Source organism: Mesorhizobium sp., from assembly GCF_017306585.1.
Classification (GTDB): Bacteria; Pseudomonadota; Alphaproteobacteria; order Rhizobiales; family Rhizobiaceae; genus Mesorhizobium.
In genome coordinates this window covers 13,230-26,051 of the sequence record NZ_JAFKIC010000146.1, presented here as the reverse complement: position 1 = coordinate 26,051, position 12,822 = coordinate 13,230, and the positions used below count along the sequence as shown (strand labels likewise).

At 60.3% G+C, this 12,822-nt stretch carries 12 protein-coding genes and 1 tRNA gene; 9 read left to right on the top strand and 4 right to left on the bottom strand.

All coding sequences use genetic code 11. The annotated features are described in order from the left end of the window. The first annotated feature begins 290 nt into the window (after window positions 1-290). The 3 genes from J0I79_RS15980 (at window position 291) to J0I79_RS15970 (ending at window position 5,249) form a co-directional block, all read left to right on the top strand. On the top strand, window positions 291-1,430 hold the full coding sequence (locus J0I79_RS15980) for an acyltransferase (protein WP_292860362.1): 1,140 nt from the start codon (window positions 291-293) through the stop codon (window positions 1,428-1,430). 760 nt (window positions 1,431-2,190) lie between these two features. After that, window positions 2,191-3,945: a type I secretion system permease/ATPase gene (locus J0I79_RS15975; protein WP_292860359.1), complete on the top strand. Its 1,755-nt coding sequence runs from the start codon at window positions 2,191-2,193 to the stop codon at window positions 3,943-3,945. Further along, the gene (locus tag J0I79_RS15970; RefSeq protein ID WP_292860356.1) at window positions 3,945-5,249 is read left to right on the top strand and encodes an HlyD family type I secretion periplasmic adaptor subunit; all 1,305 of its coding nucleotides are present in this window, start codon (window positions 3,945-3,947) and stop codon (window positions 5,247-5,249) included. The genes J0I79_RS15975 and J0I79_RS15970 overlap by 1 nt, the downstream gene beginning before the upstream one ends. Window positions 5,250-5,496: 247 nt before the next feature. On the opposite strand, the gene J0I79_RS15965 is transcribed toward J0I79_RS15970, so the two are convergent. Next, window positions 5,497-5,572: transfer RNA gene (locus J0I79_RS15965), tRNA-Thr, on the bottom strand. Window positions 5,573-5,732: 160 nt separating this feature from the next. Between J0I79_RS15965 and J0I79_RS15960 the strand changes: the two genes are divergently transcribed. Beyond that, a complete protein-coding gene (locus tag J0I79_RS15960; protein WP_292860354.1) occupies window positions 5,733-5,900 on the top strand; it encodes a hypothetical protein in 168 nt (55 codons plus the stop codon). Window positions 5,901-6,149: 249 nt separating this feature from the next. Here the strand turns inward: J0I79_RS15960 and J0I79_RS15955 are convergent, their stop codons facing one another. Next, window positions 6,150-6,545: a hypothetical protein gene (locus J0I79_RS15955; protein WP_292860352.1), complete on the bottom strand. Its 396-nt coding sequence runs from the start codon at window positions 6,543-6,545 to the stop codon at window positions 6,150-6,152. Between the two features lie 18 nt (window positions 6,546-6,563). On the opposite strand from J0I79_RS15955, the gene J0I79_RS15950 reads away from it, so the two are divergent. Beyond that, on the top strand, window positions 6,564-6,884 hold the full coding sequence (locus J0I79_RS15950; protein WP_292860350.1) for a BA14K family protein: 321 nt from the start codon (window positions 6,564-6,566) through the stop codon (window positions 6,882-6,884). 75 nt (window positions 6,885-6,959) lie between these two features. On the opposite strand, the gene J0I79_RS15945 is transcribed toward J0I79_RS15950, so the two are convergent. Next, on the bottom strand, window positions 6,960-7,388 hold the full coding sequence (locus J0I79_RS15945; protein ID WP_292860347.1) for a hypothetical protein: 429 nt from the start codon (window positions 7,386-7,388) through the stop codon (window positions 6,960-6,962). 120 nt (window positions 7,389-7,508) lie between these two features. Here J0I79_RS15945 and J0I79_RS15940 point away from each other — a divergent pair, with 120 nt between their 5' ends. Next, window positions 7,509-7,880, top strand: a complete 372-nt coding sequence (locus J0I79_RS15940) for a hypothetical protein (protein ID WP_292860344.1) — start codon at window positions 7,509-7,511, stop codon at window positions 7,878-7,880. Here J0I79_RS15940 and bhcR read toward each other — a convergent pair whose 3' ends face one another. Continuing rightward, complete coding sequence (gene bhcR, locus J0I79_RS15935; protein ID WP_292860341.1) at window positions 7,881-8,702, bottom strand: HTH-type transcriptional regulator BhcR; 822 nt, start codon at window positions 8,700-8,702, stop codon at window positions 7,881-7,883. It lies immediately after the preceding gene. A gap of 215 nt (window positions 8,703-8,917) precedes the next feature. Here bhcR and gcl point away from each other — a divergent pair, with 215 nt between their 5' ends. From gcl to J0I79_RS15920, 3 genes are all read left to right on the top strand, one after another. Beyond that, window positions 8,918-10,699, top strand: coding sequence for a glyoxylate carboligase (gcl, locus tag J0I79_RS15930; RefSeq protein WP_292860337.1), 1,782 nt, complete (start codon window positions 8,918-8,920; stop codon window positions 10,697-10,699). Between the two features lie 168 nt (window positions 10,700-10,867). Continuing rightward, on the top strand, window positions 10,868-11,665 hold the full coding sequence (gene otnI / locus J0I79_RS15925; protein WP_292860334.1) for a 2-oxo-tetronate isomerase: 798 nt from the start codon (window positions 10,868-10,870) through the stop codon (window positions 11,663-11,665). Between the two features lie 64 nt (window positions 11,666-11,729). Beyond that, the gene (locus J0I79_RS15920) at window positions 11,730-12,758 is read left to right on the top strand and encodes a 2-hydroxy-3-oxopropionate reductase (protein ID WP_292860331.1); all 1,029 of its coding nucleotides are present in this window, start codon (window positions 11,730-11,732) and stop codon (window positions 12,756-12,758) included. The last annotated feature ends 64 nt before the right edge of the window (window positions 12,759-12,822 follow it).

The window sequence follows — 12,822 nt, the reverse complement described above, 5'->3', positions numbered from 1 at the left end:
CGCGGACAACGCTCCGGGATCAGATGGACGTGATTCCAGGCATAAAGCGCTGATGCCGGGGCCGGTGCCGCCGCAATGCTCGACAGCCCAAGGTTGCCGACCGATGCACTGTTGCCGCAACCCTGTGGCCCGACTTTTGAGATTGCTCAATATTAACCTGTGCTAATATATCGTCTCACAATCAAAAAGACATTAGAAATTATCGCAATCACTTCTACTGCGTTAAGCAGCAAGAAACCGTCTTCTGATTGTATAGTGTCAATTGAGGTGTGCGGGTTGCAGGGGTTATTTTGGAAAAGCGTGAGCGGCGGCACGACATCGATTTGTTGCGTGTGCTGAGCTTTGGCACGATGATAGTTTATCACACGAGCCTGCTGTACGGCACGAAAACCTGGCTCTTGAACTCCGAAGAAAATATCCGGCTGATCGATTTGATTGCGGTTGGATCTCATCCGTGGCGGATGAGCTTGCTTTTTTTCTTATCGGGTCTGGTAACGTCGTCACTTCTTGAAAGAAAATCCGTTGACGAAATCCTGAGATCGCGAACCCGGCAACTTCTGCTGCCTTTGGTTGTGGGGGTTGTCCTCATCGTACCTCCACAAATCTATCTATCCCAGTTCAACCCTCTGCCGGAATTGTCCTACTGGGAATTCTGGAAGGTTTACGTGATCTCGGGCATTCGCCTGGAGCACATGTGGTTTCTGGCCTATCTCTGGATTTATATCTTCGTGTGGTCCCTCGTATGGCCACGGCTTGAAAGGTATTGGCCGGGAATACCCTCTGCTTTTGCGTCTTCCCTCAAGGGCGCAAACCTGTTCGCGGCTCCGATAATATACCTTTCAGTCCTCAGACTCTGGCTCTACCCGATCGTTGGGGAGACCTCGGTCATCACGAACGACCCCTATGCACACATCCTTTATTTCTCGATGTTCATGGCAGGCTCCCTCCTGATGAACGAACGGAATTTCTGGCGCGAAATCGACCGGCAAAGATGGGTGAGTTGCGGCCTTGCATTCATCTCGTTCCTCGCCATGGCGACAATCGTGGTTGCCATTCCCCGGGAGCAGTGGCCAGATACGCTTGTCGTCATGATGCGTATCGTCAGATCGGTCTTTCAGTGGTGTGCGATCATTGCATTGCTGGCATTTGCAAGGCGGATCGCCACGCGGCCCAACCCGGTTGTCGCGCATTTGAATAAATCAATACTGACATATTATGTTATCCACCAGACTATAATAATCATTCTGGCCCATTTAGCCTCAGTGTTCGGATTTCTGGATGTAACGTCTTTTGTTCCGATCGTATTTACCACGGTGCTGATTTGCATGGCGATTGCCGAGACGAAGAGAAGAACTTCTATCTACCTCTCACCTTTAACGCCAAGGCTGACGGTGTTTCGAAGGCGCGCGCCGGCGCCGGGATTGCCATGAGCAGGCTGGTCTTCCCGGACGCAGTCGCCGGTGAGGTCTGCATAATCGCATGAGAGCGGGGACACCGAGCCTGCCCGCACAGGGATGGGGCCGGATCAGCGTTTCCATTAAAAGCCTTGGATGCGCCAGTTCGCGACCCGCAAAGCCCGGCAACCTGTGGATGAACTCCAGAACCCTCCCAATGACTGCGCCTTGCCTCTTTCAGTCATCATGCCGCATAAATACTTCTCTCTGTTGAGAGTCGTCCGGCTCGTCGTTGCATGCCTGTACAGTACATTGAAGTTTAGATTGGGGTTCATTTTTTCTGGCCCTTAACAGGCGATCACGGACGTGTTACCGATTTTTTCTTGTTGAGGCAGCGTGTCGATCATGGCCTCAACCCAGAAAAGCGGCGGAGAATTTCACGATGGCGGGTCGGTCTCGACTATGCACTTGTTGCGTGCCAAGCGTTGCCGAAGCATGTCAATTGGAACGCATATGCGAGAGGGCCGCTATCCCACCGCGACGTCGGAAAATCCTTCAAAAAAATGCCGCTCGACCGTCTTTTGGTATGGGCGATTGAAGCTTGCTGGTTCGGCGCGTGCACAGTTTGGCGAAGGCTGCGGTCAGTTTTTCTGTAGGCGGTGAAGAAATGAACACCCTCGGATTTGGTGTCACAATTACCGCTGGCTATTTGGGATCCTGAAGAATGTTCGGCTGGCAAATCTTCATCAGCACGGTTTCCAATTCATTGCCGCGTGATCCCTGAACTGGAATTCACTTGAACGCCTTACCGCACTCCCGTCCATCCGAACCGCCGCGAACAACCCTCGCGACGGCTCTTGGTTCTTTCCGGCGTGCCTTCGCCGGCATCGCGTTGATGAGTGGCGTCGTCAATATCCTGGCGCTCACCGGCTCGTTTTTCATGCTGCAGGTCTATGACCGGGTCATTCCCGGCCGAAGCGTGCCGACGCTTGTTGGCCTTGCGGTGTTTGCCGGCACGCTCTTCGTCTTCCAGGGCGTGCTCGAGCTCATCCGGTCGCGCCTCCTGGTCCGCTTAGGCATGGGGTTGGATGCACGGGTGAGCGGCAAGGTCTACGCCGCGCTGATGCGACTGCCCTTGCGCACCAAGCTCGCGGGCGACGGCATGCAGTCGCTGCGCGATCTCGATCAAGTGCGCTCGTTTATGTCAAGTGCCGGTCCCACGGCGCTCTTCGACTTGCCCTGGATGCCGCTCTATCTCGGCATCTGCTTCCTTTTCCATTTCTGGATCGGCATGACGGCTCTGGCCGGCGCCGTCATCCTGTTTGGACTGACACTGCTTGCCGAAGCCCGCACACGCGAGCCTGCCAAGGAAGCCAACCGCCACGCTGCGGCGCGCAACACGCTGGCCGAAGCGACGCGGCGCAATGTCGAGGTGCTGCAGGCGATGGGGTTCGGCTCTCGCATCGCCGGCCGCTGGGCCAATATCAACGCCGAGTATCTCGGGACAAACGCCAAAGCGAGCGATCTGGCCGGCACACTCGGAACCATCTCCAAGATCCTGCGCATGATGCTGCAATCAGGCATCCTGGCGATCGGCGCCTGGCTGGTCATCCACCAAGAAGCGACGGGCGGCATCATGATTGCCAGCTCGATCATGATGGGCCGGGCACTGGCGCCGATCGAACTGGCAATCGCGCATTGGAAGGGCTTCGTCAACGCCCGCCAGGCTTGGGCCCGGCTTACCCAGCTCCTGGCGCTGCTTCCCGAGGCGGCGACGACCGTTTCCCTGCCGGCGCCAACGTCGGCCCTCGTGGTCGAGGGCATCAGCGTTACGCCACCCGGCGGACGGCGCGTGGTCGTACAGGATGCAAGCCTTGCCCTGGAGAAGGGCGCAGGTCTCGGCATCATCGGGCCGAGTGCTTCCGGCAAATCCTCACTGGTGCGGGCCATTGCCGGCATCTGGCTACCGGCCCGCGGCGCGGTGAGGTTCGATGGCGCGACGCTCGATCAATGGTCGCCGGAAGACCTTGGCCGGCATGTCGGTTACCTGCCCCAGGACGTGCAGCTGTTCGACGGCACCATTGCTGAAAACATCGCGCGTTTCGAACCCGAGGCACCCTCGGACAAGATATTGTCGGCGGCTCGGGCAGCTGGCGTGCACGACCTGATCGTCCATTTGCCGGAGGGCTACGACACACTCATCGGCGAGGCCGGATCGGCCTTGTCGGCCGGCCAGCGGCAAAGGGTGGCGCTGGCGCGGGCGCTTTACGGCGATCCGTTCCTGGTCGTCCTCGACGAGCCCAATTCGAACCTCGATGCCGAAGGCGAGGCCGCCTTGACCGAGGCTATCCAAGGTGTCCGAGCCCGTGGCGGCATCGCCGTTGTGGTGGCACATCGGCCGAGCGCATTGGCGAGTCTTGATCAGGTCCTGGTCATGGCCAATGGCCGGGTCCAGGCCTTCGGCCTGAAGAACGAGGTTCTGAACAAGGTCACCCGCCCGGGCGGCGTTCCGTTGAAAGTCGTGTCCGTGCCGGAGGAGAACGCATCCTGATGGCAGAGGCCCCCACCATTGATCGCACCATCCGGCGCTATCTGCTTGGCGGCGTCGCCGCCTGCATCCTTCTCGTCGGCGGCGCGGGCAGCCTGGCAGCCGTCACCGAGCTTTCCGGTGCCGTGATCGCGTCGGGAAAGTTGGTCGTCGATTCCAGCGTCAAGAAGGTTCAGCACCCCACAGGCGGCGTGGTCGGCGACATCCTGGCGGGCGAAGGTGATGCCGTGAAATCCGGCCAGGTTCTGATCCGTCTCGATGAAACCGTCACCCGAGCCAACCTTGCTATCGTCATCAAGGGTCTCGACGAATTCGAGGCACGCCTGGCTCGTCTCGAAGCCGAGCGAGACGACCATGCCGATATTGCCTTTCCGACCTCGTTGACCTCAAGGCGGGACGAGACCGCTGTTGCTCGCGCCATGGCCGGCGAACAGTCGCTGTTCGAGTTTCGCCGGCAGGCTCGCGCAGGGCAGAAGGCGCAATTGGAAGAACGCATAGCCCAGCTTGCCGAAGAAGCCTCGGGGCTCACCGAACAGCGCACGGCCAAGAGCCGGGAAATAGAGTTGATCGGCACCGAACTCGATAGTATCCGCACGCTCTGGCTCAAGAAGTTGGTCTCGATCGACCGCCTGACGGCGCTGGAGCGCGACGCGGTGCGCCTCGATGGCGAACACGGGCAACTGACGGCATCGATTGCCCAATCGAAGGGCCGTATCGCCGAAACCCGGCTGCAGATCATCCAGGTCGACCAGGATCTGCGCAGCGAGGTTGCGACCGAGCTACGTGACGTCCAGGGCAAGATATCGGAATTTGTCGAACGCAAGGTGTCGGCCGAGGACCAGCTCAAGCGTATCGACATCCGCAGTCCGCAGGATGGGGTGGTTCACCAGCTTGCGGTCCACACGATCGGCGGCGTCATTTCGCCGGGCGAGGTCATCATGCTGGTGGTACCGGTGGCGGACGATCTGACCGTCGAGGCTCGCATTGCGCCGCAAGATATCGACCAGCTCTCGCTGGGGCAGGACGTGGCCCTGAAGCTCTCGGCGTTCAATCAACGCGTGACGCCGGAACTGAACGGCGTTGTCAACGAGATTTCCGCCGATCTCAGTATAGACGAGCGCAGCGGTGCGGGCTTCTATACAGTTCGGGTCAGGCTGCCGCACACGGAGTTGAAGAAACTGAAAGGCCTCACCTTAGCGCCGGGCATGCCTGTCGAAGCGTTCTTCTCAACCGGCAGTCGCACCATGCTGTCCTATCTCGTGAAACCGCTGGCCGATCAGATTGCGCGTGCGTTCCGGGAAGAGTAGGGCAGCTCTTTGATGTTGGCCGGTTTGTTGCGCACAAACCATGGCCGAGCGCATCTTGGTTGGGCGGCTTATCATTGGCCTGCCTATGTTCGATTCCCCGATCGAGGAGTGATTCCGAGCAATACATCCATATGTTTCGTTGCACAAATCCTTACACAAAGGCCTGGTTCGAGCGATTGGTAAAGATGCTGGAACTTTGCAAGGTACCTAATTATGAAGGTAAAACAGGGGTTTAGGTCTTGAGAACTGGTGCCCCCGGCAGGAATCGAACCCGCGACCTTCGGTTTACAAAACCGCTGCTCTACCAGCTGAGCTACAAGGGCACTGGCGCCCCGTTAGCATATTTGCCGCGCCAGTAAAGACAAAACTCTGTTTTCAGCGCTCCGCCGGCAATTTGCGGCGGGTCCCGGGCCGCATCCTGAAAAACCGGCGTCACGCTTCCTATATTGCGGGGAGGTGCAATCGCAGGGGTGAGGCTGTCGCATGATCAGGCTTGTCATCATATTGCCGCTCGTGGTCGTGGCCTGGATGCTGCTGGTGAAGCTCATCAGGGACGTCAAGAACGCCAACATCGACTGGACCGGCGTCACCACCATCATCGGCTTCATCGCGCTTGCCTTCTGGCTGCGCCACATCACCGGCATGGGGTGAGGGGAATAGGGAATAGGGAATAGGGAATAGGGAATAGGGAATAGGGATTGCATCGCTCGGAAGCGCAGGTGCAGCCTTCACTACTGCCTACTGCCTACTGCCTACTGCCTACTGCCTACTGCCTACTGCCTAAAAATCTCCCGACTCCGTCGAACCTTTTGCCGCGCGCTGCCGACTGATCTCCCGAGAGGCGAATGGGTCGCCTCGATCAAGGATCAGGAGATCATCATGTTGAAGCGCACTCTGACATCAGGCCTCGTTGCCATTTTCGTCGCCACCGGCGCGCTTGCCGGCACCGTGCAGTCGTCCTCGGCTCATGGCATGCGCCACCACCACCACCACCACCACCACCATCACCACCACCATCACCACAAGAAGTTCTGGTGGGGGCACCATCATCATCACCACAAGCACGGCAAGGTGATCATTCTCCTTTGATGGAGGACCCAATCCTTCTCTCAAGCAGGGCGGCTTCGGCTGCCCTGTTTTGTTTTTGAACGACCCTTTGCGGATGGCACCGGTGGCGAAAATGCGAGCTTGGAGAGAGATGCCTCTCGCGCCCGCAAAAAAATCAACAAGTGGTTCGAACCTTTTCCCTCGCCGCGACGACAGATGATCAAGAGGCGGATGGATCGCCTCGGTCAACGAAGCAAGGAGATCATCATGTTCAAGCGCACACTCGTTTCCGGCCTCATCGCCACCACCGTCGCCGCCACCATGCTGGCCGGTACCGTTCAACCTTCGGCGGCTCATCCTCTGCATCACCACAACCACGATCTCGGCATCGGCATCGCCGCCGGCGTCGGCGGGTTCGTCCTGGGCAGCCTGCTTGCCCAGCAACAGCCCCGCACCGTCTATGTCGATGAAGGCGGTTACGACGGCTCCTGGCATGTCCGCCGCTGCATGGCCCGCTACGGCAGCTACGATCCGGACACCAACACCTATATCGGTTACGACGGCTACCAGCATTACTGCCACCTCTAAGCGAGGGAACTGTCTCGGCAAACAGAAGAGGGGCCCGCACGGGCCTCTTTTCTGTTTTATGCCGGAAGCCCGTGCCTAGGCATGGGCCTTCGAACTGGCGGCGGGCAGCGGCAATCCGGCAGCCCGGCAGGCAGTGTCGACGACAAGTTCGGCATTCGGCGATTGACCGCTCATTGCGACGAGCTCGAAGTTGCTGCCGGCGTCCGGGTAGACCTTGGCCAAAAACGATCCACCGTCGCCATGCGCTTCAGTTGTGCTGACGTAGCCGCAGATCACTATTTCCTGGTGGCCATCGGACGTCCTCTGGCCAGCGGCCATTGTTCCGAATTTGGCGGACACCGGGTCCTGAAGGTGCTGCCGGACGCCCGTGGTGATGATCTCCTCGAGGGCGAGCGAGATTGGAATGGGAGTAACGCGCTGGCCGCCGCCGGCATCAGGCCGAGGTGCCGCCGCCACGCATCCGCAAAGTGAAGCGGTAAGCAGAATCTGGACCGTTTTCCGCATCCGTGCCCTTTCGCATGCATTCGAACGCCAGGGAAGGCGGCAACCATGCCGCCGGCGGTGTACAGCGATTTTGCGAACGTCTAGTCTTCTCATTCGAGCGCCAACGGAGGGGAGGGTGGCTTGGACGAGCAGGACCCCAGGAAAGATCCGAGCGAAGATCTGGTCGAGACGGTTTTTCGCAACGGCACCGTTACCACTGTCGGCATCCTGCTGGCATTTTCGCTGGGCTTCATCACCCATTGGGCCGCCAATCCGATTCCGTGGCGGGCCTATCATCTTGTCGCCGTCCTGCCGATCCTGGCCGGCATCGCCTTGCAGATGCGGGCATTGTCCCTGCTGCTCGACGTCAACTCCCTCCAGCGGCGTGTCTATGAGCGCGCCAACCGCATCTTCATGACCGGCCTGATCTTCACCGCCTGCGGAGTCGGCATGGCGATACTGCTCGATTTCTTCGATATTGCGACCAGGAGCGCGTTGCCGGGGGCAGGCTGATCAGCCGGCCTGCACGCCGCCGATCATCCTGGTCACCTCGGCCGCCGCATTGCGCACCATCGGCCCGATTTCGGCAAGCCGCTCTGGCGTCACGCGCACGGTCGGGCCGGACACCGACACGCCGCCGATCGGTTCGCCGAATTCGTTGAAGATGGCGGCGGCAACGCAACGCATGCCTGGGTGCCGCTCCTCGTCGTCGACCGACCAGCCGCGCCGCTTGATGGCAGCCAGGTCATGCGCAAGGGCAGGGATGTCGGAAAGCGTCCTGTCGGTGAAGCGCTGCAGGCCGGCCTTGCGCAATATGGTTCCGACGCGCTCCGGTTCGAGATGGGCAAGCACCGCCTTGCCGATGCCGGAGGCATGGAAGGGGCTTCTCGTTCCCGGTCGGAAGAAGGCGCGGATCGCCTGGTGCGTCTCGACCTGGCTGACGAAGACGACGCAGTCATCCTCGGCGACGCCGAGATTGGCGGTTTCTCCGGTCTTCTCCATCAGTTCCTGCATGACGATGCGGGCCCGGTCGACCAGCTTGCGGCGGCGCAGGAACGCCGCGCCCATGCGGTAGGTCTCGACGCCGATCGACCACAACTGGTCCGATGTGTCGAATTCGACCATGCCGTGGTTCTGCAATGTCGTCAGCATTCGGTAGGCGGTGGACGCGGCCAGTCCGCTTTGCGCGGCGATTTCGCTCAGCGACAGGCCGCTGCCTTCGGCGACAATGGCCAGGATGCGCAAGGCCCGGTCGAGGGACTGCACCGAACCGGCCTCGGAGGGTCCATTGAAGGCGCGGGGTCGGCCGCGCTGGCGTTTCTCTGCGGTTTCCATGGCCGCATTGTCCGCAATCCAGCGCAAACAGGCAATGAAAAAGTTTTTCATTGTGCGGTGCGGCAGAATAATTGGAAAACGGAAAACTCAGTGAACTCAACATCTAGTCGGCTTTTTCTAGAAATGAAAAAATATTCTGAAAAAATTGAAAAATAGCCGGCTTGCTGAGATAACAGGCCATCCAACAATGACAACCCCTGTGGAGGGTCTGCAAAATGGCCAGAATGCGCGCTGTCGACGCTGCGGTTCTCGTTCTCGAAAAGGAAGGTATTTCCTGTGCTTTCGGCGTGCCCGGCGCTGCGATCAATCCGCTTTACTCGGCGCTCAAGGCGAGAGGCACCATCCGCCATGTGCTCGCCCGCCACGTCGAGGGCGCCTCGCACATGGCCGAAGGTTACACGCGGGCCAAATCAGGCAATATCGGGCTCTGCATCGGTACGTCGGGACCGGCCGGCACCGACATGATCACTGGACTTTACTCGGCAGCCGCCGATTCCATTCCGATCCTCTGCATCACCGGCCAGGCGCCGCGCGCCCGGCTGAACAAGGAGGATTTCCAGGCGGTCGATATCGCGGCCATTGCTTCGCCGGTCGCCAAGTGGGCAGTGACGGTCATGGAGCCTTACCTAGTGCCGATGGCATTGCAGAAGGCCTTCCACCTGATGCGGTCATCGCGGCCCGGCCCAGTGCTGATCGACCTGCCGGTCGACGTGCAGCTGGCCGAGATCGAGTTCGATATCGATGCCTATGAGCCGCTGGCGCCGTTCAAGCCGGCGATGACGCGTGCCCAGGCCGAGAAGGCGCTGGCCATGCTCAATGCGGCCGAAAAGCCGCTGATCGTCGCCGGCGGCGGCATCATCAACGCCGATGCGTCGGACCTCTTGATCGAGTTCGCGGAAATATCCGGTGTTCCGGTCATTCCGACGCTGATGGGCTGGGGCGCGATCCCCGACGACCACAGGCTGATGGCCGGCATGTGCGGGCTGCAGACCTCGCACCGCTACGGCAATGCGACGATGCTGGAAGCCGATTTCGTGTTCGGCATCGGCAACCGCTGGGCCAACCGCCACACCGGTTCGGTCGATGTCTACACCAAAGGCAAGAAATTCATTCATGTCGACATCGAGCCGACGCAGATCGGCCGTGTCTTCGCGCCCGACCTCGGTGTCGTCTCGGATGCGGGCGCGGCGCTGAAGATCCTGCTCGACCTCGCCACGGAGTGGAAGACATCAGGCAAGCTGCGTGACTGGTCCGGCTGGGCAAAAGAATGCCAGGGCCGCAAGAAGACCATGAAGCGCAAGACGCATTTCGACCAGGTGCCGCTGAAGCCGCAGCGCGTCTATGAGGAGATGAACAAGGCGTTCGGCCGCGACGTCACCTATGTCACCACCATCGGCCTGTCGCAGATCGCCGGCGCGCAGTTCCTGCATGTCTACAAGCCTCGCAACTGGATCAATTGCGGCCAGGCCGGCCCGCTCGGCTGGACGCTGCCGGCAGCCCTTGGTGTGCGCGCCGCCGATCCCGAGCGCGCCATCGTTGCGCTCTCGGGCGACTACGACTTCCAGTTCATGATCGAGGAACTGGCGGTCGGGGCGCAGCACAAGCTGCCTTACATCCACGTCGTCGTGAACAACGCCTATCTCGGCCTGATCCGCCAGGCGCAGCGCGGCTTCTCGATGGATTACGAGGTGAGCCTCGCCTTCGAGAACGTCAACCGATCGGATGATCCAGAGGCCGGCTACGGCGTCGATCATGTTGCGGTGGCCGAGGCCATGGGCTGCAAGGCGGTGAGGGTGCGCAAGCCCGAAGAGTTCGCTGGCGCTTTCAGGGAGGCGCAGCGGCTGATGAAGGAGCACCAGGTTCCGGTGGTGCTCGAATTCATCCTGGAACGCGTCACCAACATCTCGATGGGCACCGAGATCGACAAGATCACCGAATTCGAAGACCTTGCCGAACATCAGGAAGACGCGCCAACGGCGATCGTGATGCTCGACTAGATGTGCCGATATTCAGGTGAGGCCGGCCTGCAAACGCTGGCTTCCTGCGCTTCCGGTGCTCACGTACGAAAAGTACGCTCCGCTCCGGTTCTCGAAAGCCACCGTTTTCGGCACTGCCTGACCTGAATCTCGACACGCCTAGGTGGGCAGAAAATAGGAGAAAAAAGAATGCCGCGTTTTTCAGCCAATCTGTCCATGCTCTTCGGCGAGCATGATTTCCTCGACCGCTTCGACGCCGCCGCCCGCGCCGGCTTCAAGGGCGTCGAATATATCGGTCCTTACGACCATGCGCCCGAGGTGGTGGCGGCGAGGCTGAAGAAGAACGGCCTCACCCAGGTGCTGTTCAATCTGCCCGCCGGCGACTGGGGCAAGGGCGAGCGCGGCATTGCCGTGCTGCCAGACCGCGTGCCGGAGTTTCGCCAGGGTGTCGCCAAGGCGATCACCTATGCGCAGGCGCTGGGCTGCCAGCAGGTGAATTGCCTGGCTGGCATCGCGCCCGCCGGTGTCGACCGCAAGGTTCTGGAGGATGTCTTTGCCGAGAACCTGGCTTTCGCGGCGGAGAAGCTCGAACAGGCTGGCATCCGGCTTTTGATCGAGCCGATCAACACGCGCGATATTCCAGGCTTCTTCCTCAACTATTCCGACCAGGCGCTTGGTCTCATCGACCGCGTAGGCTCAAGAAACCTCTTCCTGCAATACGACATCTACCACATGCAGATCATGGAGGGGGATCTCGCCCGTAAAATCGAGGCGAACCTCGGCCGCATCGCGCACATCCAGCTTGCGGACAATCCCGGCCGTCACGAGCCGGGGACGGGCGAGATCAACTACCCCTTCCTCTACGACCATATTGACCGGATTGGCTATTCCGGCTGGATCGGGGCCGAGTACAAGCCGAAGGCGGGGACGGAGGCTGGGCTCGGATGGTTCCGGGCTCTGGCCGGGCAGGGAAGTGCAGCGGCTTAGTATTTCACCAACGCTGGCGCTGCCCCTCACCCTTACCCTCTCCCCGTAAAAACTGGGAGAGGGGGTGCCGACGCTGGAGCTTCTTACTTCTCCCCGTCCCTATACGGGGAGAAGGTGCCGGCAGGCGAATGAGGGGCAGCGTCGAGCTTTCGAACGAGATTTTTGGAGAACAGAAATGGAAACCATAGGCTTCATCGGCCTCGGCATCATGGGCGCACCGATGGCGGGGCATCTGCTTGCCGCCGGCTACACGGTCATCGCCAGCGATCATCGCAGCAAGCCTTCGGCCGAACTCATCGCCAGGGGCCTGAAAACAGTCGCTGGCCATGCCGCGGTGGCCAAGGCCGCCGACATCATCATCACCATGGTGCCCGATACGCCGCAGGTTGCCGATGTGCTGTTCGGCGAAAATGGCGTCGCCGGCGGTCTGTCGAAGGGCAAGCTGGTCGTCGACATGAGCTCGATTTCCCCCATCGCCACCAAGGAATTCGCAAAAAAAATCAATGATCTTGGCTGCGACTATCTCGACGCGCCGGTTTCCGGCGGCGAGGTCGGCGCCAAGGCGGCATCACTCACCATTATGGTCGGCGGCGAGGAGAGAGCTTTCGAGCGGGCCAAGCCCGTTTTCGACAAGATGGGCAAGAACATTACGCTGGTCGGTCCCAACGGCGTCGGCCAGACCACCAAGGTCGCCAACCAGATCGTCGTCGCGCTCACCATTGAAGCCGTCGCCGAAGCCCTTGTTTTCGCATCGAAAGCCGGTGCCGATCCAGCCAAGGTCAGGCAGGCTCTGATGGGTGGACTGGCGGCCTCGCGCATCCTCGAAGTGCATGGCGAGCGCATGGTCAAGCGCACCTTCGCGCCGGGTTTCCGCATCGAATTGCACCAGAAGGACCTCAATCTGGCGCTTGAGGGCGCGAAGGCGCTCGGCGTGTCACTGCCCAATACATCCACGACGCAGCAACTGTTCAACTCCTGCGCGGCCGATGGCGGAGCGAAGGAGGATCACTCCGCTCTCGTCAGGGCGCTTGAGCGGATGGCCAATTTCGAGATCGGCAAGGAGGCAACGGAAATCAAAGGCAAAGCGGCATAGGTCGTGAGGGGCGGCGTAACGTTCCCAAGCCGCCAGCTCTGTCCGTCGAAGAACGGGTTCCGGC

Excerpts from the sequence above, each read along its gene's own strand:
- J0I79_RS15960 (WP_292860354.1), top strand. The coding sequence starts at position 5,733 with ATGATCAGGCTTGTCATCATATTGCCGCTCGTGGTCGTGGCCTGGATG.
- gcl (WP_292860337.1), top strand. The coding sequence starts at position 8,918 with ATGGCCAGAATGCGCGCTGTCGACGCTGCGGTTCTCGTTCTCGAAAAG.
- J0I79_RS15970 (WP_292860356.1), top strand. The coding sequence starts at position 3,945 with ATGGCAGAGGCCCCCACCATTGATCGCACCATCCGGCGCTATCTGCTT.
- otnI (WP_292860334.1), top strand. The coding sequence starts at position 10,868 with ATGCCGCGTTTTTCAGCCAATCTGTCCATGCTCTTCGGCGAGCATGAT.
- J0I79_RS15950 (WP_292860350.1), top strand. The coding sequence starts at position 6,564 with ATGTTCAAGCGCACACTCGTTTCCGGCCTCATCGCCACCACCGTCGCC.
- J0I79_RS15945 (WP_292860347.1), bottom strand. The coding sequence starts at position 7,388 with ATGCGGAAAACGGTCCAGATTCTGCTTACCGCTTCACTTTGCGGATGC.
- bhcR (WP_292860341.1), bottom strand. The coding sequence starts at position 8,702 with ATGGAAACCGCAGAGAAACGCCAGCGCGGCCGACCCCGCGCCTTCAAT.